General features: G+C 34.4%; 20 protein-coding genes. 14 read left to right on the top strand and 6 right to left on the bottom strand.

Features of this window, described 5'->3' with window-relative positions; genetic code table 11:
- Positions 1 to 198 precede the first annotated feature (198 nt).
- From H2O64_RS20290 to H2O64_RS20275, 4 genes are all read left to right on the top strand, one after another.
- Positions 199 to 1374, top strand: coding sequence for a hypothetical protein (locus H2O64_RS20290; RefSeq protein WP_187564062.1), 1176 nt, complete (start codon positions 199 to 201; stop codon positions 1372 to 1374).
- Positions 1375 to 1527: 153 nt separating this feature from the next.
- The gene (locus tag H2O64_RS20285; RefSeq protein ID WP_187564061.1) at positions 1528 to 1980 is read left to right on the top strand and encodes a 6-pyruvoyl trahydropterin synthase family protein; all 453 of its coding nucleotides are present in this window, start codon (positions 1528 to 1530) and stop codon (positions 1978 to 1980) included.
- A 160-nt stretch (positions 1981 to 2140) separates the two neighbouring features.
- The gene (locus tag H2O64_RS20280) at positions 2141 to 2896 is read left to right on the top strand and encodes a UDP-2,3-diacylglucosamine diphosphatase (RefSeq protein WP_187564060.1); all 756 of its coding nucleotides are present in this window, start codon (positions 2141 to 2143) and stop codon (positions 2894 to 2896) included.
- Positions 2897 to 3033: 137 nt separating this feature from the next.
- Entirely contained in the window at positions 3034 to 4356 is a 1323-nt protein-coding gene (locus H2O64_RS20275) for a sulfatase-like hydrolase/transferase (RefSeq protein WP_187564059.1), read from the top strand.
- A 5-nt stretch (positions 4357 to 4361) separates the two neighbouring features.
- Here H2O64_RS20275 and H2O64_RS20270 read toward each other — a convergent pair whose 3' ends face one another.
- The 6 genes from H2O64_RS20270 to H2O64_RS20245 form a co-directional block, all read right to left on the bottom strand.
- Positions 4362 to 5630, bottom strand: a complete 1269-nt coding sequence (locus H2O64_RS20270; protein WP_187564058.1) for an MFS transporter — start codon at positions 5628 to 5630, stop codon at positions 4362 to 4364.
- Between the two features lie 7 nt (positions 5631 to 5637).
- Complete coding sequence (locus H2O64_RS20265; RefSeq protein WP_187564057.1) at positions 5638 to 6738, bottom strand: OmpA family protein; 1101 nt, start codon at positions 6736 to 6738, stop codon at positions 5638 to 5640.
- A 101-nt stretch (positions 6739 to 6839) separates the two neighbouring features.
- Positions 6840 to 8915 carry a glycoside hydrolase family 97 protein gene (locus H2O64_RS20260; RefSeq protein ID WP_187564056.1) on the bottom strand — a complete coding sequence of 692 codons (2076 nt, stop codon included), beginning with the start codon at positions 8913 to 8915 and terminating at the stop codon, positions 6840 to 6842.
- 165 nt (positions 8916 to 9080) lie between these two features.
- A complete protein-coding gene (gene recJ / locus H2O64_RS20255; protein ID WP_187564055.1) occupies positions 9081 to 10769 on the bottom strand; it encodes a single-stranded-DNA-specific exonuclease RecJ in 1689 nt (562 codons plus the stop codon).
- 287 nt (positions 10770 to 11056) lie between these two features.
- Positions 11057 to 11356: a GIY-YIG nuclease family protein gene (locus tag H2O64_RS20250; RefSeq protein WP_187564054.1), complete on the bottom strand. Its 300-nt coding sequence runs from the start codon at positions 11354 to 11356 to the stop codon at positions 11057 to 11059.
- A 186-nt stretch (positions 11357 to 11542) separates the two neighbouring features.
- Positions 11543 to 11965: an OsmC family protein gene (locus H2O64_RS20245; protein WP_187564053.1), complete on the bottom strand. Its 423-nt coding sequence runs from the start codon at positions 11963 to 11965 to the stop codon at positions 11543 to 11545.
- A gap of 217 nt (positions 11966 to 12182) precedes the next feature.
- Between H2O64_RS20245 and H2O64_RS20240 the strand changes: the two genes are divergently transcribed.
- From H2O64_RS20240 to H2O64_RS20195, 10 genes are all read left to right on the top strand, one after another.
- Positions 12183 to 12773, top strand: a complete 591-nt coding sequence (locus H2O64_RS20240; RefSeq protein ID WP_187564052.1) for a carboxymuconolactone decarboxylase family protein — start codon at positions 12183 to 12185, stop codon at positions 12771 to 12773.
- Between the two features lie 13 nt (positions 12774 to 12786).
- Positions 12787 to 13287, top strand: a complete 501-nt coding sequence (locus tag H2O64_RS20235) for a hypothetical protein (protein WP_187564051.1) — start codon at positions 12787 to 12789, stop codon at positions 13285 to 13287.
- A 196-nt stretch (positions 13288 to 13483) separates the two neighbouring features.
- The gene (locus H2O64_RS20230) at positions 13484 to 13897 is read left to right on the top strand and encodes a response regulator (RefSeq protein ID WP_187564050.1); all 414 of its coding nucleotides are present in this window, start codon (positions 13484 to 13486) and stop codon (positions 13895 to 13897) included.
- 65 nt (positions 13898 to 13962) lie between these two features.
- On the top strand, positions 13963 to 14502 hold the full coding sequence (locus H2O64_RS20225) for a heme NO-binding domain-containing protein (protein WP_187564049.1): 540 nt from the start codon (positions 13963 to 13965) through the stop codon (positions 14500 to 14502).
- The gene (locus H2O64_RS20220; RefSeq protein WP_187564048.1) at positions 14502 to 16481 is read left to right on the top strand and encodes a PAS domain-containing sensor histidine kinase; all 1980 of its coding nucleotides are present in this window, start codon (positions 14502 to 14504) and stop codon (positions 16479 to 16481) included. The genes H2O64_RS20225 and H2O64_RS20220 overlap by 1 nt, the downstream gene beginning before the upstream one ends.
- Positions 16482 to 16483: 2 nt before the next feature.
- The gene (locus H2O64_RS20215; RefSeq protein ID WP_187564047.1) at positions 16484 to 17623 is read left to right on the top strand and encodes an FIST signal transduction protein; all 1140 of its coding nucleotides are present in this window, start codon (positions 16484 to 16486) and stop codon (positions 17621 to 17623) included.
- Positions 17624 to 18673: a sensor histidine kinase gene (locus H2O64_RS20210; RefSeq protein ID WP_187564046.1), complete on the top strand. Its 1050-nt coding sequence runs from the start codon at positions 17624 to 17626 to the stop codon at positions 18671 to 18673.
- A gap of 14 nt (positions 18674 to 18687) precedes the next feature.
- Complete coding sequence (locus H2O64_RS20205) at positions 18688 to 19005, top strand: Hpt domain-containing protein (protein WP_187564045.1); 318 nt, start codon at positions 18688 to 18690, stop codon at positions 19003 to 19005.
- Positions 19006 to 19099: 94 nt separating this feature from the next.
- Positions 19100 to 19810 (top strand): LytR/AlgR family response regulator transcription factor, encoded by a 711-nt coding sequence (locus H2O64_RS20200; RefSeq protein WP_187564044.1) that lies wholly within the window; start codon positions 19100 to 19102, stop codon positions 19808 to 19810.
- A gap of 244 nt (positions 19811 to 20054) precedes the next feature.
- Positions 20055 to 22652 (top strand): DUF6923 family protein, encoded by a 2598-nt coding sequence (locus H2O64_RS20195; protein ID WP_187564043.1) that lies wholly within the window; start codon positions 20055 to 20057, stop codon positions 22650 to 22652.
- Positions 22653 to 22750 lie beyond the last annotated feature (98 nt).

Here is a 22750-nt window from a genome sequence, read left to right as displayed (position 1 = left end):
TTGGAGTTTGTCATTGACTTCGTCGAATATTCGATTTCCTGCGAAGGCAGGAATCTAAAAGTTTTATCTCATTATTATATTACAATTACCTAACCTTTACAAGTTCGAGCGCAGTCGAGGACACAATAAAAGCTATTACTTTCATCAAAAAAGTAAGGCATAAAATTTGATACATTCAAACGTATCAATCCTATCCTTATGAAGAAAGTAATTCTAAGTTCTATTATAGCATTGCTTCTACTTTCTTGTTCGAAAAAAGAACAGTATTATGGAACTTGGACATGCGAATTTTCATATGGAGCTTCACCTACTTTTATGAAAATTGATGCTGACAGTATTTCTTTGAGCGAATCTGGAAATTATTGGAATACCTATCCGTTATCAATTAATAATAATTGCCTCACATTTTTAGATAACACATTTAAAACTTCTATTTCAAAAGATTCAATGGTTTTTGAAGGAAATGTATATAAAAAAGACTCTTTTTCTTCTCTATTAAACATAAAGTTGCCTGAGCTAAAAACATATCATTTTCAAGAAGCTAATCCTGATGAAAAATTAATTTATATCAAATACGGGAAAGTGCCGAACTCCAATGAATTTAAACTGCAACTCAATGATAAATATGCAAATTTTGCAGCTATTTTGGACTATTTCTCTCATGAAGTAGGATCGTGTTCAAAGTTATCTTCTCCTGCAAGAGTAGTACTCATTTGCGATAAAGATGCTAAAATGGAAGATTTAGAATATCTTTTTTTTGAATTAACAAAAATGAATGCGCTTGTTTTTTACACTGTCGATCATGTAAAATATAAAGTCATTGACCAAGAAATTGAACAAAAAATATTTTCACAAGAAAATCGAATTACGCCTATTTTTAACATAAAGTACAATCAAAAAATAAATGATATGGACTTTGAAGTTATATATACCACAATGAATGACAAACCGTTAGAAGATTTTAAATTCAAAAACACACAATCTTTATTTCTTGTAAATGACCGTTTTCATATTGGTAAGAAACAATATAACTTGGAAACATTCACAAAAAAAGTTGATTCCATTGTATCGAACAATACTCAGTTAGTTTCCCTTTTTGATTTAAAATCAAACTACAAACATTTTACAATTTTCAATGCAGTCATTAATGATGCGTATCTCAAACACTACGATGCTATTGCTAAACAGAAATTCAATACAACATACGAGCAATTAAATAGTGATGGAAAAGCTGTTATAAAAGCATTACTTCAAAAGGAAAATATTCAAAATATATCTATTTCCCACTTTTTATCTTTTGCAGAAAACCCAAAGTTTCCCTTTAAAAATATTAAAGAGCAACTTCCTGAAGCTTATTTTAAGCAATTGGAATAAAAAAACATTCGTGAATTCGTGGCGAAAAAGAAAATTAGACTGACTTAGACTTTTTAGACTCGTTAAACTTCTTGGATTAAAAAGAGATTCCTGCCTTCACAGGAATGACAAAAGGTAAAATATTCTATCTTTGCGCATTAATTGAAAATGAAAATGAGCAAAATTCGCATTACAAAGCAATTTAATTTTGAAACCGGTCATGCTTTATACGGCTATGACGGGAAATGTAAAAACGTACACGGACACAGTTATAAACTTTCGGTAACGGTTATTGGAAATCCTATTACAGACAATACAAACGTAAAATGGGGAATGGTGATTGACTTTAGCGATCTGAAAAAAATCGTGAAAGAAGAAGTCGTAGATGTATTTGATCACGCAATTGTATTTAATAAAAATACACCACATGCTTCCTTGGCTATGGTAATGCGCGGTGAAGGACACAGTGTAATTCTAGCAGATTATCAGCCAACAAGTGAAAATATGGTGATCGATTTTGCTTCAAAAATCAAAAAAAGACTTCCAGAAACAATTCAACTATTTTCATTGCGCTTACAAGAAACCGATTCGTCATGCGCGGAATGGTTTGCGAGTGATAACGAATAATTATTTAGCACTTATAAGTGTAGCATCTCGATAGCTTCGCTAAGTATTTTCAATCAAAATATATTTTGATCTCAATAATGCTCGATGTGACATACTTGACAAATAATATAGAAATAGATTCCTGCCTACGCAGGAATGCAAGAATTCTTATATTTACACCATGAACATTCCCGAAGGAAAAAAAATATACTTCTCTTCCGACAACCATTTAGGCGCGCCAACGGCAGAAGCGAGTCTTCCGAGAGAGAAAAAATTTGTGGCTTGGTTGAATGCTATTGAGCATGATGCCGCCGCTATTTTTTTATTGGGCGATTTGTTCGATTTTTGGTTTGAATATAAAACCGTTGTTCCAAAAGGTTTTGTGCGAACGCTCGGAAAACTAGCCGAACTCAGCGACAAAGGCATTCCAATTTATTTCTTTGTGGGAAATCATGATTTATGGATGGATGATTATTTTAAGAAAGAACTCAACATTCCTGTGTATCACAAACCGCAAGAATTCACCTTTAACGAAACTACTTTTTTCATTGGTCACGGTGACGGATTAGGTCCTAAAGACAAAGGATACAAGCGCATGAAAAAAGTGTTTACGAATCCATTCTTTAAATGGTGTTTTCGTTGGTTACATCCTGATATTGGCATGCGAATTGCGCAATATTTATCGGTAAAAAACAAACTAATTTCTGGCGATGATGACGCTAAATTTTTAGGAGAAGACAACGAATGGTTGGTACAATATTCTAAGCGTAAGCTTGAAACCAAACACTACGATTATTTCATCTTTGGACATCGCCATTTACCACTAGAAATTGACCTCAACGAAAAAAGTCGCTATGTAAACTTGGGCGATTGGATTCAGTATTATACCTATGGCGAATTTGATGGAAAAACACTTTCGTTGAAGAAATATGAGTAATCGTTGGTTTGTATAAGGCTTTATGAGCTATTCTGATTTTAGAGCACAACACTCTTTTTTTAATTTCTTGAACTGCTAAATAAAATTCTGTTTAAACCATTTACGCAAACGATAGTCTTATTCAGAAACCCATCTTAATGAACGCTCCAAAAATAATTACCCTTTTCCTTATTACTGTATTATATATTGCTTGTGGAAGTGACGATGTAGCAATTTCAAGTACTCCAACAGAAACACCAATTGTTGTAGAAAGCAGTCCAAATATTTTATTGATTATTGCTGATGATATGGGCTTAGATGCTACGCCAGGTTATGATATTGGAACTATAAAGCCGAACATGCCCAATTTGCAAAACATGATAAATTCTGGAGTTCGATTCACGAATTTATGGTCAAATCCAACATGTACGCCAACACGATCGAGCATCATCACAGGAAAGTATGGCTTCCGAACGAATGTATTAAATGTTGGAGATGTTTTGTCAACTTCAGAAACATCGTTACAACAATTTTTAACGACAAATAGTCCTGAATATAAAACTGCAGTCATTGGAAAATGGCATTTATCTACAAGTCCAACACATCCAACAGACATGGGAATTGATTATTATGCTGGTTTGTTATCTGGCGGCGTACAATCGTACTGGAATTGGAATTTGACAGAAAATCAACAAACAGCAAATTCTACAGAATATACAACCACAAAATTTACAGATTTAGCGATTGATTGGGTTTCAAATCAAACCGATCCTTGGTTTTTATGGTTAGCGTATAATGCGCCACATACACCTTTTCATTTGCCACCAAACGAATTACATTCACAAGGAAATTTGCCTGATGATACCGCAAGTATTGATGCAAATCCAATTCCGTATTACATGGCAATGTTAGAAGCGATGGATTCTGAAATTGGAAGATTATTAAGTTCAATGTCTACAGAAGAAAGAGAAAATACAGTTATCATTTTTATTGGTGATAATGGTACGCCGAATCAGGTTGTACAAGAATACATTTCACAACGCGCAAAAGGAACTCTATATCAAGGTGGTATAAATGTCCCAATGATTGTTTCTGGAAAAAACGTTACAAGATTTAATGATACTGAAGAAGCATTAGTAAATACTACGGATTTGTTTGCTACAATTGCAGATATTGCAGCTACTGGAACTTCTGAAGTTAACGACAGCCAAAGTTTTAAAACACTTTTATCCACTACAAATACGGAAACACGTGATTATGTATATGCTGAAATTAGTAGTACTGGCGGATCTAATTATACGATTAGAAATGCCACGCATAAATATATTTTATTTGATAATGGAACAGAAGCTTTCTATGATTTGAGTGTGAACCCTTTCGAGAATCCGAACTTATTAAGCGCAAATCAATTGCCATTGAATGCCACAGACAGTGCTATAAAAGATGAGTTGGTAAATAGACTCAACGAAATACGGCAATAGAAAATCTATTTTTCGTCTTGATGTGCTTTTATATCTTCCGTTAAATCTAATTTTCTAAATGTTGGAGAAATTAATCCTGTGGTAATTACGGTAATTAAGGTCATGGTTCCGCCGAAGACAACTGCCGTGACTGTTCCCATCAACTTTGCTGTGGCACCACTTTCAAACGCTCCTAGTTCGTTTGACGAACCTACAAACATAGAGTTTACAGAAGCCACACGTCCGCGCATTTCATCAGGTGTTTTGAGTTGTAAAATTGTTTGACGAATCACCATAGAAACTCCATCGGTAACGCCACTTAAAAATAAAGCAACAAGCGAAATCCAGAATATTGTAGACAATCCGAAGATGATGATACACACACCAAATCCGAAAATGGCACCCAATAATTTCATTCCTGCATTTTTGCTAATCGGAATGTAGGCAGTAATTAACATGGTTAATACGGCTCCAACTGCCGGCGCAGCGCGCAACATTCCAAATCCTTCCGGGCCGACTTTTAAAATATCTTGTGCAAATATTGGCAATAACGCAACAGCGCCACCAAATAAAACCGCAATCATATCGAGCGTAAGCGCACCTAAAACTGCTTTTTCATTCCAAACAAATGTGATGCCTTCTGACAAACTTTTCCATACATTCTCGCCAATTTTCGGGTTCAATATTGGTTTTTTCGGAATTAGAAAAAGAATCATAAATGACAAGGTTACGAGTGCAAAAATGATACATAGTGACCAATGTACACCAATCCAGTTGATGGTAAATCCAGCGAAAGCGGGTCCTAAAATCGTAGCTGTTTGCCATGTAGAACTACTCCATGTGGCAGCATTTGGATATATTTTTTTAGGAACAATTAACGCAATTAATGAAAAGATGGTTGGTCCAAAAAACGAACGTAAAAATCCACCAAAAAACACCAACGCATAAATACTGTATAATATTGAGTTTTGAGACCATTGAGCAGTAACTTCAGGTGATGTCAGTAAAAATAATCCGAAACTAATTAGGGAGAAAAACGCGATACAGATGGCTAGCAGATTTCGCTTTTCGCGCTGATCTACAATATGTCCAGCAAATAATGCCATCGTAACCGCAGGAATGACTTCCATGAGTCCAATTAAACCAAGTGACCATGGATCTTTGGTAATGGAATACACTTCCCACTCAATCACAATGAATTGCATGGACCAACCAAAAACCAAAAAGAATCTAACAAGTAAAAAGATATTGAATTCTTTAAATCGCAATGCTGCGTACGGATCTTGTTTTTCCATGGAATATTTATTGCGAATTCAATTTGAACTCTACACGTCTATTTTTCTTTCGTTGTGCTTCCGTATCATTAGAAACTATTGGTTTTGAACTTCCAAAACCAAACCATTCAATTCTCGAATCTTTTAGTCCTTTAGCGATTAAATAATCCGATACGGCTTTTGCACGTTCCAAAGATAATTCTTTATTTCTTTCTAAAGTTCCAATAGCATCTGTATGTCCATATACTTCAATTGTAAGTGTTGGTTTTTCTTGTAAATACACATATAATTCATCGAGCTCTTTTACAGAAGTTGGTACTAAGGTTGCTTTATCAAATTCGAAAAGCACATTTTTAAACGTATAAATTTTGGCTACTTTTAGTGGTGTTACTTCTACTGATTCTTCTTGTTCTTTTATCGCTGTAACTTCTTTTTCTAAAGGTGTTACGGAAACATCATCTATGTAATAATACGAAAATTCATAGTCCAATGCACGTTGCATTTTTATCAAATTTGTTTTCCTGTTGGAATTAAAATTTCCGATCGAAAAATAATTTTCAAATCCTGAAGCTTCATACATAAAGGTAATTTCTGTCCAGCCTAATTTTTCTTTGTAATAGCGACCTTTGCTAATCTCAACCTTTGTAAACTTTTTATCGGTTGCTTTTTTAGGTTTAATTTGTTTTTCACAATGGTTGGAATGGTAACACTTTTTTAATGCTTCTTCTGTAAATAAAATATCTAAATCTGTTGTGGCTTTCGTAGATTTTTCAGCCAAACTCACGTAGAAAGTAATCGTGTATTTTTTTCCTTTTTCGAGCGTTTTCTTTAATTCTCCTTGAATATATTCTCGATAGTTTTTTTCTGTAAAAACATAAATTCCTGCTAGTGCAGTTCCAGTTCTCGGTTTCTGATAACCGTTATAGTGATTGTAGCTTTTTTTGCCTTTATAGTTGAAATAATCTGTAGAACCGCCACTTGGCGTACTCCAATTGGTGACATTATTATCAAACTGTCCCATAGAACGTTCACAGTTTGAACATTCTTCAAAACTTGGATTTAGGACTAAGTTCTGAGAAAATATTAATGATGTAACAAGAAATACTGAAAGCTGAACGATCGTTTTCATTTCATCTAAACGATTTTGCTAAAAATTTATTACCCAAGGTGTAAAAGATTAATTAAACCACAATGTTCCACAAAAATGCGAAAGATCAGAATTTTGCAAAATTACTTCTTTAGAAAACTAATCGCAGTTCCACCACCAGCAGCTAACTTTAAGTTTAGATTTGTTTCTGAAGTCACTTCCATAGTTTCTATAACAATTGCTGTTGGATTATCATTCCAATGTGCATCTTCAGCATCTTTATAAATCGTTGCCGTGTATGTTGTATTTGATTCTAGAAAGTCTAAAGAAACGTTTAATTCGCGTGGATTTTCATCTGTAATACTTCCCAAAAACCAATTGCCTGTGTTGCGTTCTTCACGAGCAATTGTGACAAAATCGCCTATTTCTCCATTGATAACTTTGGTTTGTTTCCAATCGACACCAACATCGCGAATGAATTGCAACGCCGGATTTCCTTCGTAATTTTCTATTAAATCTGCCGCCATTTGAATGGGACTGTAAATAACCACATACAGCGCCAATTGTTGCGCAATCGTCGTATTGACTTGATTGTCTTCTTTATACGGCGTTAATTTGATGTTGAAAATTCCAGGTGTATAATCTATCGGACCTGCCAACATTCGTGTGAATGCTACAATTGGCAAATGTTCTGGTGGATTTCCGCCATCGGCTGCCCACGCATTAAATTCTTGTCCGCGCAAACCTTCACGCGAAATAATATTTGGATAGGTTCTTCGCAAACCTGTGGCTTTAATTGGTTCGTGCGCATTTACGGCAACTTCATAATCAATAGCTTTAATGACTGCATTGTTGTAATGATTCACCATCCATTGTCCGTGATGATATTCTCCTTTCGGGATAATTTTTCCAACATAACCCGATTTTACCGAATGAATTCCCAAGTCTTGCATGAGTTTGTATGCTTTGTCCATTTGTTTATCATACGTTCCAATCGCCGCAGACGTTTCATGATGCATGATAATTTCCACTCCTTTTTCGTTGGCATAACGCACTACTTCTTCCAAATCATAATCGTCATAAGGTGTGATAAAATCAAAAACTCCTTCACGATCTTCAAAGCCAATCCAATGTTCCCAACCTGTATTCCAACCTTCAATTAGTACGCCGCCAATATTGTTTTTGGTAGAAAAGTCAATGAATGCTTTGGCGTTTTCCGTGGTTGCGCCGTGTTTTCCCGCTGCTTTGTCCCAAGAAGATTTTCCTAAATGCATTTCCCACCAAATTCCAGTATATTTCATCGGCGTAAACCATGAAATATCATCAATTTTAGAAGGTTCATTTAAGTTTACAATCAGTTTAGAATCAATTAATTCTGTAGCTTTTTCTGTGACCTGAATTGTTCGCCAAGGTGTTGTAAATGGCGTGGTTCTTTTTACTTTGTATTTTGTGCGTTCTGAACCTACCAATTCACTTTGTAAGGATAAATTTTCCGTGTCAACTTTCAACGTCATTCCCGAATAATCTATCAATGCTGCTTCATGAATGCTAATGTGCAAACCGTCAGCTGTTCGCATGGTAACTGGTGTATTGACTGCATTTTCAGGAATATAGGTTTGTGCTAAACTTCCATGATTTGCTTTGCTCAATGCATCAATTTTGGAAATTTTTGACGTGGTATATAAGTGTTCATAAATATCCCAATCGCCCGGAATCCACCACGAAGTATGATCGCCAGTCAATTGAAATTGTGTGTTTTCATCGGTAATAATGACTTCTTTTAAATGTTCTTGCGAAGGAATTTCATATCGAAAACCAATTCCATCATTATATACTTTAAACACCAAATTTAATTTTCGTTGCAACGAATCTTTCTCTTGAAGTTCAACCGTTAATTTTTTATACTGATTTCGCACATTTTCCTGTTCGCCCCAAGGCATTTTCCAAGTCTCATCAACCGTTTTGGTAAGTGTCTTTACAATTTTGAAATTCGCATGTAAAGAAGGCATATCTTTTAAGTCAAAACCTAGTGAAGACGTATCAATAACCGTTTTTGTATCACGAATTATTGTATACTGCGCAACGCCTTTTTCAGACAGAAAAACAGCAACTTTCAATTTTTCATCTGGAGAACTTATCGTAACTGCTGTAGTTTCTTTATCGCAAGAAATAAAACAATAGATTCCAAGAAAAAGAATCGCTTTAAAAATGGTTTTCATAATACCTATGGTTGATTTAGCTACTAAAAGTACATTTTTCGGAATAAAACGAAGTTATGCAATCGTTTTCGTGTTGATAAGTTGTGGTTTGAAATGACCTCTAATTCTGTTTCCGAGTATTTCTCGATACAAATTGGTACATTTTCAAAATAATACATTGATACATTATTTAATATCTCGCAAGCGTAATTGAAGCGTTACATTGCCGTTCCATTCGTTTTCATCTACAGAATAGACAGCGTCAAACGGTTTTTTGTTTTTTACGGTAGAAAGTTTATCGCCCAAGTTGAATCCGATACCTGCAATAGGATTTGATCTTTGTTGAACCGCATTCAATTTTAAATGATCTTTTTCAGCGCCAACACATTTTGCCCAACCATTGTCTTGCAATTGTGTACTCATAAAAACAGGACTCATATTTTGAGGTCCAAATGGTGAAAATTGCTTTAGAATTCTATAAAATTTTGGCGTAATTTCTTTGAGCGTGATTTTTGTATCAATTAGAATTTCTGGCGTCAGCAAGTTTTTATCAATCGTATTTTTGACAACTTCTTCAAACGCATCTTTAAAATCTTGATACTTTTCTTCTTTCATTGTCAATCCTGCCGCGTATTTGTGTCCACCAAACTGAATCAAATGTTCTTTGCATTGTTCCAAGGCATTGTAAACATCAAATCCTTTGACGGAACGTGCAGAAGCCGCAATTTTATCGCCACTTTTTGTGAATACTAGTGTTGGACGGTAATAGGTTTCTATCAAGCGTGAAGCCACAATTCCTATGACACCTTTGTGCCAATTTTCATTGTATACAACTGTGGTAAAACGTTCTTGTTCTTCTAATTTTTCTATTTGCTCAAAAGCTTCTTTTGTAATTTCTTGATCGAGCGCGCGACGTTCCGTGTTATACGTTTCAATAGATGCTGCGTATTGTTTGGCAACCTCAAGATCGTCCTCAGTAAGCAATGTTACTGCGTGCAATCCTTGACTGATTCTTCCCGCTGCATTAATTCGTGGTGCAACGACAAAAACAACATCAGTAATGGTAAGTGACGTCTTTTTTAATTGATCAATAATTGCTTTAATTCCTGCTCTTGGTGCCGAATTGATCACTTGCATTCCAAAATGTGCTAAGGTTCTGTTTTCGCCTGTAAGCGGCACAATATCTGCGGCAATTGCGGTTGCAACCAAGTCTAAATACGGAAATAAATCTTCAATAGTTTGACCTCTTTTAGAGCTTAATGCTTGAATCAACTTGAAACCAACACCGCAACCACACAATTCGTCATACGGATAGTTGCAATCGTCTCGTTTTGGATCTAAAACCGCAACTGCTTTTGGCAATTCGGTTCCCGGTCGGTGATGATCGCATATAATAATATCAATGTTTTTTTCGGAAGCATACGCTACTTTATCGATGGCTTTGATGCCACAATCGAGTGTAATAATTAATGAAATATCATTGTCTTCCGCAAAATCAATTCCTTGAAAGGACAATCCATACCCTTCTTCATACCGATCTGGAATATAACTTGCTATGTTTGGGTAGATTGTTTTTAGATACGAAGAAACCAACGCAACCGAAGTTGTTCCGTCAACATCATAATCGCCATATACCATAATGTTTTCACCATCGGCAATTGCTTTGTCAATTCGCGCGACAGCGAGATTCATATCTTTCATCAAAAACGGATCATGAATATCGTCTAACGAAGGACGAAAGAAGGTTTTTGCCGCTTCGTAAGTTTCAATTCCTCTTTGTAATAAAAGTGTCGCAACAGTTTCGTTGACTTGCAACGCTTCCATTAAATGCTTGAGTTTATGTGCTTCTGGTTTTGGTTTTAATGTCCAACGCATGGTAATTCTTGTTTAGATTTTTAATGTACTTTTTGGCTTCAGAGTACTTCTCGATACAATTTTCTACGAAAATCACTCGAAGTGACGTTTTGGATTACTATCATCAAATCGAATAAAAATCACGAAGATTTATATCAAAATCTAGTTTTATTGGTTATTTATTATTCTACAAATATTTCGTTTCAAAATCTTCTCGATACTATTTTTTTCAAAAATTACTCGAAGTAACGGCTTGGATTATCTGCGTCAGATCGAGTGGAAATCCGTTAGGATTTTTGTATCGAGATCTACTTTTTTATTCTAAATTTCTTCTTTGCTAAATTAGGTAATGCTTCGTATTCATCGTGTATTAAAGCTTGCTTTTTAGCTCTTGACCATTTTTTTATTTGCTTCTCGTTTTCTATTGCAATATTTATATCTGTAAAAGAAGCATAAAAAACGATTGTTAATGGTCTTCTTCTATATGTATAACTTTCTTTGTAGAAACCTTGTTGATGTTGCACAAATCTTTTTTCAAGATTTGTGGTAACTCCTGCATAGTAAGATTCATCAGAACATTTTAAAATGTACACGTATGATAATTTCATTTTCCATATTTAATTTAGCGTTCATAGCACTTCTCGATACAATTCGCTTAAGCGAATCACTCGAAGTGACGAATGTGAATTAAACTGAGGAAGATTATTCTACTGTAGTATTAAAAATCTTTTTCTCGATACAATTTTCTTCAAAAATTACTCGAAATGACGATTTTCAATAGCCAAACAAGATAGTTAGCTTTTGTGAAAATACGTATTGATTTCCAATTTTGCAAAACGACGGAACATTTCCATAACACCACAATAGGTTTCTACGGATAAATCAACCGCTCTTTGGAGCTTTTTTTCGTCTAAATCAGCTCCGTAAAAATGATAATCTAGTTTTACAGAATGGTAATATTTTGGGTGTTCGTCTGTCAATTCGCCCACAACGTCCATTTTGAAGTCGTCCACTGTGACTTTCATTTTGTTCATAATGGAAACTACATCCAATCCTGAACAACCTGCCAATGAAGATAACATGAGTGCTTTTGGACCTAATCCATCATTGTTTCCGCCATTTTCAGGCGAAGTATCAATTAATACGTTATGTCCACTCGGATTGTCTGATTCGAATAACATATTTCCTTTCCATTGCGTCGTAACTTTATGTGCCATGTTTGAAGATTTTTTTAGTGAAACTCAATTTTGAGAAGCTTGTGATGAACTTGATTCAGTATCTAAGACGCATTCAAAATTGTAAGTTGAACTAATCCTACTGAAAAGCAGGATCTTTAATTTATTTACTGTTTTTATTTGCTTAAATTCGTATGCTGTAATTGAAAACGATTACAGAATTCAAAAATACAAGTAATTAATTTAAAAATATACGATTATGCCATTAGTAACGCCATTGAATCCTGATCATGATTTGGAAACCAAAGAATTAGCAGCATTTTTTAACGAAACGCTTGGGTTTTGCCCAAATTCGGTCTTAACCATGCAACGCAGACCCGCCATTTCAAAAGCTTTTATCAACTTAAATAAAGCGGTAATGGCAAATGAAGGTCGTGTAACTTCGGCTTTGAAACGATTGATTGCTTGGGTAAGTAGTAATGCCACAGGTTGTAGATATTGCCAAGCACACGCTATTAGAGCTGCAGAACGCTACGGAGCAGAACAAGAACAGTTGGACAATGTTTGGGAATATAAAACACATCCTTCATTTTCAGATGCGGAACGTGCTGCGTTAGATTTTTCGTTGGCAGCTTCTATCATTCCAAATGCGGTAAATGAAGATATTAAAACAGAATTATACAAATACTGGAACGAAGGCGAAATAGTAGAAATGCTAGGTGTTATTTCATTATTTGGCTACTTAAACCGTTGGAACGATAGTATGGGAACTTCAATTGAAGAAGGCGCTGTCGAAAGTGGAGATCAATATTTAGGAAAACACGGTTGGGAAAAAGGAAAGCACGTATAATTATTTTTATTGAATGGAAGAAAATATATGTTCGTATTGCAAAGCAGGAGTTTCTCAAGTAGAAGTACATTGTGAAAATTGCGGATTTCCGTTGATCGGAACAGAAAAAGAGAAAGCAATTTGGATTGGGCGACAAACCATGCGAAAGTCAAAAATTGATAACTCAGCCAAAATGGTTGGCAAAACACGCATCATTTTATATGTTCTTGCAGGTTTTCAAGTGCTGAATGCAATTTTAGTGTATGTAAAATTTAGTAGTATAATAGATGTCGTTTTTTACTTAGTAGTTGCAGCATTATTGGCTACTTTTGGTTACTTATCGCCAAAGAAACCGATTTTATTTGTTTCACTCGCTTTGTGTGTAATGTTGGGTTATTATTTCTTATTGTATTTAGCGGATCCTATATTATTATACAGCGGAATTTTGTGGAAATGTGCTATTGTCATGGCATTGTTATACACGTTGTATGATGCTATTGAAAGTCATAATCTTAAGAAGAAATATAAATTATAATTTCGAGAAAACCCTTGCTACTTGTAAGGGTTTTCTTTTTTAAAGAGTTGTTTTTCAGGTGAAAACAAAAATCATCAAAATACCTCATCTACACTTTATTGCATTTCGTCTACACTTATTCTTCGTTAAACTGCATTCAACTTTTATTGGTTTTTATTCCCCTAAAATTGCAGTTATAATTGCTTAAATAAGAAAAATGCCGAAATCATTAAAAGTATTGTTAATCGAAGACAACATGATCGAAATCATGAAGATGAATCGTACGGTTTCTTTGTTGGAAGCAAAACATGAAATTACAGAAGCAAAAAATGCAGATGAAGCGTTGGCAATTTTAGAAACAAAAGAAAATCTTCCTAATATTATTTTACTCGATTTAAACATGCCCAAAATTAATGGGATCGAATTTTTATCGATTTTAAAAAATGATCCTGATTTACGACATATTCCTACGATTATTTTAACAACATCAGATAATAAAAAAGATATTTTAGAATGTTACCGCATTGGAATTTCTGGGTACATCTTAAAACCTTTAAAATACGAAGATTACGTTTCTAAAATAGAAATTACGCTTTCGTATTGGTCTATTAATGAATTAAAAAGTGCCTAACGTTTAAGAAAGCACTCTACATAACACGCTCTAACTGATAAAATCTTGCTAAATACTAAAAACACATGAAAGGAATCATTTTTACAGAATTTTTAGACTTAGTAGAAGACAAATTTGGTCTGGAAATGGTGGATAAAATCATTGAGCAATCTGAATTGGAATCTGAAGGTGTGTATACATCTATTGGAACGTATCGCTTTTCTGAAATGTTGCAGTTATTACAACACTTAAGCGAAAGTACAGATATTTCTATTGATGATTTATTACTCACATACGCCGAACACTTTTTTAGCGTTATTGAAAGTAGTTATCCAGGATTGTTAGCAACGTACAAAGATCCGATAGAAATGATTGCTTCTATTGAAAATCACATTCATGTAGAAGTCCGAAAAATATATCCTGATGCAGAGTTACCAACATTTATAGTTGAAGAAAAAACAGAAAATTCGCTGGTTTTGATCTATAAATCGAGCAGAGCCATGCATCATTTTGGATTGGGCTTAATGAACAAAACTTTCGAACATTTTAACAGTTCCGCCGAAATTATTCTTGAAAAAATTAAAGAAGACGGAACGGAAGTTAAGTTCAGCATTCAAAAAAACTAATGAGTCAAGAACAGATCGACATATTACAACGTGCGCTCAAAAGAGAGAAAGCAGCAAGAAGAGCCGCAGAAAAAATTCTGGAAGACAAATCCAGAGAGTTGTATGTGTTGTCTGAAGAATTAAAAGTTATCAATGCAAAGTTAGAAGATTCGGTCAACGAAAAATCATCACAATTAGCAGGTGTTTTTGAAAATATTCTAGATGCATATATGGTGATGGATTTAGGTGGAAATGTATTGAAAATGAATGATGCCGCTACTGATCTTTTCGGCTACGATATTACAAAAGAAGCTTTAAATGCTACCTCACTAATATACCCAGAAGATGCTGCTTATGCATTTGAATCGTTCAGCGAATTGATTAAAAAAGGAACATTTACCAACTACACAGCACGCATAATAAGTAAGACTAAAGAAGTGCGTTGGGTTCAAATCAACGCGAGTTTAGTGTACGATAAAAACAAAAAAGCAATTGCCGCACAAGGAATTATTAGAGATATTACCGATCAAAAAGCATTTGATGAAAAACTGATTGAATCTGAAAATAGATTGGCTACATTAATTCTCAATTTGGATAGCGGAATTGTCTTGGAAGATGAAAATCGTAAAATCGTTTTGACGAATAAGAAATTTTGTGACCTTTTCAATATTGATATCCAACCAACAGAATTAGTCGGAATGAATTGTAAAGAAGCTTCCGAACAAAACAAAGTGCTTTTTAAAGATCCTGAAGCCTTTATGAAACGCATGCGCGCAATTGATGATGCGAAAGAACTAGTGATTGGTGACGAATTGGAAATGATTGATGGAAAAATATTGGAACGCAATTATATTCCAATCAAAACAGGCGAGAAATCGAAAGGATACTTATGGACGTTTTCTGATGTTACCTTAAAAAGAACCTATAGAAAAAGTTTAGAAGCACAAAAAGAAAAATATAGTAGCATTATTGCTAATATGAATCTAGGTTTGGTAGAAGTTGACAATGACGATCAAATTTTGATGTTAAATCAAAGTTTCAGTGAAATGTCGGGCTACACCGAAGAAGAACTCATTGGTAAAGTTGGTGGCAAAGTGTTCCCAATTGAACAAGATGAAAATGTTATTGTAGAAGAAAATAAAAAACGATTGGCTGGCAAATCCAACTCCTACGAAATCAAAGCTCGTAACAAAAGTGGAGAAGCTAGAGATTGGCTGATTAGTGGCGCGCCAAACTACAATTTGCAAGGTGAAGTTATTGGTTCTATTGGAATCCATTTAGATATCACCGAGCTAAAATCGCTTGAAAAACAAAAAGAAAAAATCCTAAAAGAACTCGAAAATAGTAACAACGAATTGTATGAATATGCACATGTGGTTTCGCACGATTTAAAAACTCCATTGCGAAGCATTGATGCATTAATTTCTTGGATAAAAACAGACAATGAAGGCAAATTAGACGCTATAACCTTGCAAAACTTCAACCTTGTTGAAGAAACACTGGAAACAATGGAACGATTGATTTCTAACATTTTAGAATATTCTAGTGCAGGTTCAGAAATCAACGAACAGCAAGAAGTAGATTTAAACCAAACAATGCAAGATTTGAATAAATTATTATTCGTTCCTGAACATGTTTCTATCAACGTATCAAAAAAATTACCGGTGCTTAAAGGCGATCCGACAAAGTTTCAACAACTTTTTCAAAACCTACTAAGCAACGCTATTAAATTTAGCAACAAAGACAACGGAATTGTAACAATTGATTTTGTAGAAGAATCATCTTTCTATCAATTTTCTGTAAAAGACAACGGAATCGGAATTGAAAAAAAGTTCCACGATCGTATTTTCAAAATATTCCATTCTTTAAATAAAAGTAAAGAATCTACTGGTATTGGGCTTTCTATCGTGAAAAAAATTGTTAACTTATACGAAGGAAATATTTGGTTAGAAAGTGAAGTAGGAAAAGGCACCACATTTTTCTTTACAATAAAAAAATAAGTATGAAAACTGTTCAACTTAAAAAAACAAAAACGTCCGATTGGGAATATATTAGCGAGAACATTCCGCTACAAAATCCGTTGGTCTTCGTTTTTGGAAACAGGTATTTGTTGGAAAGTGAAACGATTTATAACGAAATCAAAACACTTTTTAACGACGGACATTTAGTATTTGGTTCTACGGCTGGCGATATTACGTCACACTATGTAGATGACGAAAGTATTAGCATTACTGCAATTGAGTTTGAGCGAAGTCGATTTGAAATCAAAACGGCGAATGTATTAGAAAACAATGCAGAAATTGACAGTTACAAAACTGGCAAAAATCTCATTGAACAATTTTCTAATGAAGGTTTAAAACATATCTTTATTGTTTCGGAAGGAAGTTTTAGCAATGGAAGTCAGCTTACCCAAGGCATGAATTCGGCAACGGAAAACAATTTGCTCATTACGGGCGCTTTGTGTGGCGATGCTGCACGATTTGAAAAAACAATTGCTTCGTATAACGAATTGCCAAAAGCAGGCGAAATTGTCGCGATTGGTTTATACGGGGAAACCTTAGACATCAGTTTTTCTATCAACGGCGGTTGGACACCTTTTGGACCCGAACGCATTGTGACCAAATCAAAAGCGAATGTATTGTACGAACTAGACCATCAACCTGCGCTGGATTTATACAAAAAATATTTAGGCGAAAAATCAAAAGAATTGCCTGGCGCGGCATTATTATATCCACTTAAAGTGAAATCGACAAACGATAAGCAATCGATAGTTCGAACCATTTTAAACATAAATGAAGAAGAAAACTCCATGATTTTAGCTGGTGATATTCTTGAAAATTCGCGCGTACAATTGATGATGACAAATGTTGATAGTATTGTAGAAGCATCTGAAAATGCGGCAATTCAAGCATTAAAATCACGAAATACAGCACCCGAATTGGCACTTTTAGTAAGTTGTATTGGACGAAAGTTAGTGCTCGATCAGCGTGTGGAAGAAGAAATAGAAGAAATCATTGAAGTCGTTGGTGAAAATACCACGATTTGCGGATTATATTCTTATGGAGAAATAGCACCTTTTCAAGGTGAGACAAACTGCCAATTACACAATCAAACGATGACAATTACGCTAATTAGCGAATAGATGAATTCACTACTAAAAAGACAATTACGAAAATACCTCAGCGATGATTTAAAGCAAAATCCTGAACTGGAACGCTTTTTAGATGCGGTAAATCGCTCGTACAACACATCTGATGAACAATTTATAATGTTGCAACGCGCAACTGCGATTAGTTCAGAAGAATTATTTTTAGTAAACGAAAAACTAAAAAAGGAATTAGATTCGCAAAAAGAAGTCATTGAAAAGTTGAAAAATGTTATTAATACCTTAAAAACGTATGAGTTAACAAACTCAAAACAGCAAGAAAATATAGCGTTAGATTCGTTAACTTTAGTCGATTTGATAGACAATCAAACCAAAGAAATTCTTCAAATCAATCAGCAACGTGACAAATTATTGACAAATTTAGAACGTCAAAATCAAGAACTCAATAATTATACACACTTAGTTTCACACGATTTACAATCGCCTTTACAAAGCATTGACGCATTAACATATTGGTTGCAAAGTGACTATGAAGAAATTTTAGACGAAGACGGAAAAAACACCATTCAACTCATTCGTGGTAATGTTGAAAAAATGGACACGTTGGTCAAAGGAATTTTAAAATATTCTACCATTGGTAGTGCTGAAAAAGGTTTCTACAAAGTAGACACACATTTCGTTGTTCAAAAAGTAGTGAGTACTACTGAAATTCCTGAACATATAAACATTTCAATTCCAAAAAAATTACCTGTCGTTACGGGCGATCATTTTCGATTGGAAGAATTATTTCGAAACCTTATCAACAATGCTATCAAATTCAACGACAAACCGCAAGGGGAAATTACAATTGGATATACCGATGCAAGCGATTTTTGGGAGTTTTATGTAAAAGATAATGGCAAAGGAATTGAAGAAAAATACTTTGAAAAAGTATTTATGGCATTTCAAAAACTAGAAAACGACTATAAATCTTCGGGTATTGGACTTTCAATCGTCAAAAAAATCATGGATCTGTATGAAGGTGTTATTTGGATAGAATCCAAGCCAACAGAAGGAACAACCTTTTATTTTACCTTGAAAAAGTAACTAGGAATAAAAATATGGAGTACCCAAATTTAACCTACATAGAACAATTAGCGAGAGGCGATCAAAAGATTAGAGCAACACTAATCGACGTCATCAAAACGGAGTTTCCTGAAGAAAAACAGGATTATTACGATAGTTTAGAAAAAAAAGATTACAAAAAAATAGAGGAAAATGTACACAGGCTTAAGCACAAAATTAGTATTTTTGGACTTGAAAAAAGTTATGAATTAGCAAATACGTATGAGCACAATCTCCGTGAAAAAAATAGAGATGGCGCTGAAGATTTCGAGCAAATTTTAACCACAATTACAGCGTATATAAAAACTATTTAATGGTATGAAATGAGCTATAATTATTTGTTGTTGGCAACCAATATGTTTATATGCAAATTCTATCTGACCGAATTAATTAAATAAAAATAAACAGATGAACTGTATTATTATTGATGATGAAAAGTTGGCGAGAACAATTATTAAAACGCTTTGTGATGAAATAGATTCATTGCATGTATTAGCCGAATTTCCTAATGCATTACAAGCCATTAAATATTTGAATGAAAACGAAGTTGACCTCATCTTTTTAGACATTCACATGCCGGACTTTACAGGATTTGACTTTGTAAAAACCTTAAAAAATCCGCCAAGTATTGTCCTAACGACTTCTGATCCAAAGTTTGCTATTGAAGCATTTCAGTATGACTGTATTGTAGATTATTTATTAAAACCTGTTGCTACTGATCGTTTTAAAATGGCAGTTCAAAAAGCCAAAAAATATCAAGCAATAGAAAGCAAAACTTCGGAAACGATCAATGATGATTCAGACTATGAAAATGACTTTTATATTAATATTGATCGTCGTTTGATAAAAATTGACATTCCAAGCATTTATTTAGTAGAAGCCAAAGGCGATTACATTCACATCAAAACAGAAGATAAAAATTACACTGTACATTCTACCTTAAAGAAAATCGAAGAAAAACTCCCTGAATCGTTGTTCTTAAAAATTCACCGTTCGTACATTATCAATCTAAAGAAAATCGTTGATATTGAAGATAATAGCGTTTTAATCAAAAAAGATGTTATTCCGGTAAGTCGTTCAAAACGTCCTGAATTAATGAAGCGTTTGGATCTTTTGTAATTGGATCGCTGCGCTTATTAGATCGCTATCGCTCTTAGATATTAGACCGCTGCGCTTTTAGACTTTTTTGATAATCCTTTCGCATAAAATGTCCAACATTCTAAAAGCAAAGTGCGTCCAAAAATCAAAATATCTAAAAGCTAATCTAAAGCAAATTGCATTTCGTCTACACTTAAAATGATCGCGCCGACGATCGTGTTTTTATCATTTTTATGAAGCTAGTTTTGTAGTATAAATTAGAATCATGAAAAGAATAATTACTTTACGATATCAACTTCTTGCACTATTTATAGCAATATCAAGTCTTTCACTTACGGCACAAAATGATCCGTTCAATTGTGTGCAAGACGCGTACTTATTTCAATATAATGATGTCTATTCCATTGATTTAGCTTCTGGAAACTCGTATTTAATTGCCGAAGATGTTACTCCCGGAAGCATTAATGCAGCAGCATACAATCCTGCAGATGGTTTCATTTGGGGATCGTTGAGTACACCTGAAAAAACCATTATTCGTATTGGACAGGATTTTCAAACAACTTCTTTTTATATAGACGAATTGCCAACATCAAATAGATATGTTGGTGATGTAAGTGCCGCTGGAATTTACTATTTAAAAGGTGGTGGAACAACGTATTATAAAATAGATGTTGATCCAACTTCTACAACATACACACAACATGTAGCAACCGAAAATTTATCACAAAACCTCAGTATTCACGATTGGGCTTTTAATGCGGTTGACAATAATTTATACGCGGTTGAAAAAGGTACAAATATTTTATATCGAATTGATCCTGTAACAAGTGTTGTACAATCGCTTGGCGAAGTTCCTATTCTATCAGGTTTAAACTATACGTATGGCGCTGTTTATTTCGATAATTCAGGACGTTTTTACGTATCTGCAAACCAAACAGGAACTATTTATGTCATTCAACGTGTACAAGATTTAGATGGAACAATTGCCATAGATTCTAATCTATTTGCTTTTGGACCTTCAAGCGCAAGTAATGACGGCGCGCGTTGTCCAACAGCACCAGTTTTGCAAGAAATTTGTGATAACGGAATTGACGATGATGGCGACGGACTAATTGATTGCCAAGATCCTTCATGTTCTGGTTATGGTGAATGTGATGTCATAAATCCTGAAACTTCTGGCGCTAATGAAGGCGGTTTGGAAAGTAATAGAAGATTGTCGGATGCAATCAACAAACGAAACTACAACAGAGCAAAAACAAGTTTTAAGTTTGACAAAAGAAATGCTCCAAGAGTGACAAGATCGCAATTTTATGCAGAAAATACTGCGAATGGTTTTGTGCTACAAGATTTTATTCCGTTAGCCGTTATCAACGAAGATGAAACGATTGAATCTACACCTTCCGATTTAATAAACATTACCAATGCAACCGAAATTTATTCAGTAGATTATATCAAAAATAATACGGCAGTCGCATCTATTTTAGCTTTAAAAACAGAAAATGGCGTGTACGAACATACTAAATATATTTGCGATCGTTTGCTTGGCGCGGAATTGATCTCTGTGTCAACAATAGACATTAATGGACAAGCATTTATAAAATCATTAATCAGAAATACAGATAATACAGTTGAATTTGTCTTAAGCTTTTCGGCGAAAGTTATCAATAACGAAGTAAATTTCGCGGTGGAAAGTCACTGGAATTTAGATCGATATGAAAGCGATGTTACTTTTTACAACTTTCAAATTTGGTCAAACTCTTTAGATGATTTATATCTTTTGGGAGAAGAAGTATTGAATTTATTAAATATTGAAAAACCAATTTCAGACTATACCCTTTCAACGCCGCCAACAGTTTTTGTTAGAAAAGGAAACTATACAAATGGCGCATTAGATTTACAAATAGTAAACACAAATGCAACAGGAAATGTCGCTTTTGACGCAGGTTTTAGAACGACAGAAACGAGCGAATTTAACAATACAACTTCAACATTAGACTTAAACGGAAATTACATTACCAACTTACAAGTACCGACAGGAAACTTATTCGATATCGGATTCAGAATTGGCGACGGAATTGCAACACCAGATGATTTATTCATGTCTGATGGACCTTGGGGAATTGACGATTCGGAAGTCAATACTACGGTAAGTAATTATACAGTTTCTCAAAATACAAACAGTTTTGATACGGACGTATTTCCAATAGAAAGAAACGTCGCTTTAAGAGCAAATACAAGTACGTATGTTGCCGCTTACAGAGCTTTAACACCCCGATTTAAAGCGGTAGATATTTCTGGTTATGATACCTTTAATCTCATCGCAAGCGGAACAGGAAATTTAGAAATTACCCTTGTAAAACAAAGCATTTCTGATTGGGCGGAACAATACAAAACGACCATCAGCTTAACAGAAACCGAACAAGAATTCAATATTCCATTGTCAAGTTTTACTTCAACAACTGGTTCAAATATTGAGCTAAACGATGTTGTTACAATAGTTTTCACGATGGTTTCTGAAAATGGACAAATGGTCACCAAAACCATGAATTTAAAACAGGTATATTTCTCCAATGAAAGTACTTTAAGTGTTCCTGGTTTTGAAAACGAAACACAACATGTTGCGGCGATTCCAAATCCGATGACAACACACACAAATATTCACTTTACAGCAAATCAATCCGAGAACGTACAGTTTGTTATGTACGACCAAGTAGGCAAAATAGTTTATAAGGCGCAAATTACGACTGAAAATGGCTCGAACAAAATCCCCCTAAACCGACAAAACTTGCGTTCCGGATTGTATTTCTGTAAAATTATTGGTTCAAAACAGACGTATAAAATTATAAAACTCATTGTAGAGTAGTTTATAACTTAAAGGCTCCGCTCTTCAGCGGAGTTCATTCAACTTGTAATTTTGAATGCGCTTTCATAAGCTTCTCAAAATCGAGTTTCACAAATTTT

The sequence above is a fragment of the Kordia aestuariivivens genome (genome assembly GCF_014397005.1).
Taxonomy (GTDB): Bacteria; Bacteroidota; Bacteroidia; order Flavobacteriales; family Flavobacteriaceae; genus Kordia; species Kordia aestuariivivens.
The sequence above is the reverse complement of the archived record's forward strand: the minus strand, read 5'-3'. Positions and strand labels throughout refer to the sequence as shown.

Bases quoted from the DNA above. Each gene is read 5' to 3' on its own strand.
- H2O64_RS20290 (WP_187564062.1), top strand. From the start codon at position 199: ATGAAGAAAGTAATTCTAAGTTCTATTATAGCATTGCTTCTACTTTCT.
- H2O64_RS20285 (WP_187564061.1), top strand. From the start codon at position 1,528: ATGAGCAAAATTCGCATTACAAAGCAATTTAATTTTGAAACCGGTCAT.
- H2O64_RS20280 (WP_187564060.1), top strand. From the start codon at position 2,141: ATGAACATTCCCGAAGGAAAAAAAATATACTTCTCTTCCGACAACCAT.
- H2O64_RS20275 (WP_187564059.1), top strand. From the start codon at position 3,034: ATGAACGCTCCAAAAATAATTACCCTTTTCCTTATTACTGTATTATAT.
- H2O64_RS20270 (WP_187564058.1), bottom strand. From the start codon at position 5,630: ATGGAAAAACAAGATCCGTACGCAGCATTGCGATTTAAAGAATTCAAT.
- H2O64_RS20265 (WP_187564057.1), bottom strand. From the start codon at position 6,738: ATGAAAACGATCGTTCAGCTTTCAGTATTTCTTGTTACATCATTAATA.
- H2O64_RS20260 (WP_187564056.1), bottom strand. From the start codon at position 8,915: ATGAAAACCATTTTTAAAGCGATTCTTTTTCTTGGAATCTATTGTTTT.
- recJ (WP_187564055.1), bottom strand. From the start codon at position 10,769: ATGCGTTGGACATTAAAACCAAAACCAGAAGCACATAAACTCAAGCAT.
- H2O64_RS20250 (WP_187564054.1), bottom strand. From the start codon at position 11,356: ATGAAATTATCATACGTGTACATTTTAAAATGTTCTGATGAATCTTAC.
- H2O64_RS20245 (WP_187564053.1), bottom strand. From the start codon at position 11,965: ATGGCACATAAAGTTACGACGCAATGGAAAGGAAATATGTTATTCGAA.
- H2O64_RS20240 (WP_187564052.1), top strand. From the start codon at position 12,183: ATGCCATTAGTAACGCCATTGAATCCTGATCATGATTTGGAAACCAAA.
- H2O64_RS20235 (WP_187564051.1), top strand. From the start codon at position 12,787: ATGGAAGAAAATATATGTTCGTATTGCAAAGCAGGAGTTTCTCAAGTA.
- H2O64_RS20230 (WP_187564050.1), top strand. From the start codon at position 13,484: ATGCCGAAATCATTAAAAGTATTGTTAATCGAAGACAACATGATCGAA.
- H2O64_RS20225 (WP_187564049.1), top strand. From the start codon at position 13,963: ATGAAAGGAATCATTTTTACAGAATTTTTAGACTTAGTAGAAGACAAA.
- H2O64_RS20220 (WP_187564048.1), top strand. From the start codon at position 14,502: ATGAGTCAAGAACAGATCGACATATTACAACGTGCGCTCAAAAGAGAG.
- H2O64_RS20215 (WP_187564047.1), top strand. From the start codon at position 16,484: ATGAAAACTGTTCAACTTAAAAAAACAAAAACGTCCGATTGGGAATAT.
- H2O64_RS20210 (WP_187564046.1), top strand. From the start codon at position 17,624: ATGAATTCACTACTAAAAAGACAATTACGAAAATACCTCAGCGATGAT.
- H2O64_RS20205 (WP_187564045.1), top strand. From the start codon at position 18,688: ATGGAGTACCCAAATTTAACCTACATAGAACAATTAGCGAGAGGCGAT.
- H2O64_RS20200 (WP_187564044.1), top strand. From the start codon at position 19,100: ATGAACTGTATTATTATTGATGATGAAAAGTTGGCGAGAACAATTATT.
- H2O64_RS20195 (WP_187564043.1), top strand. From the start codon at position 20,055: ATGAAAAGAATAATTACTTTACGATATCAACTTCTTGCACTATTTATA.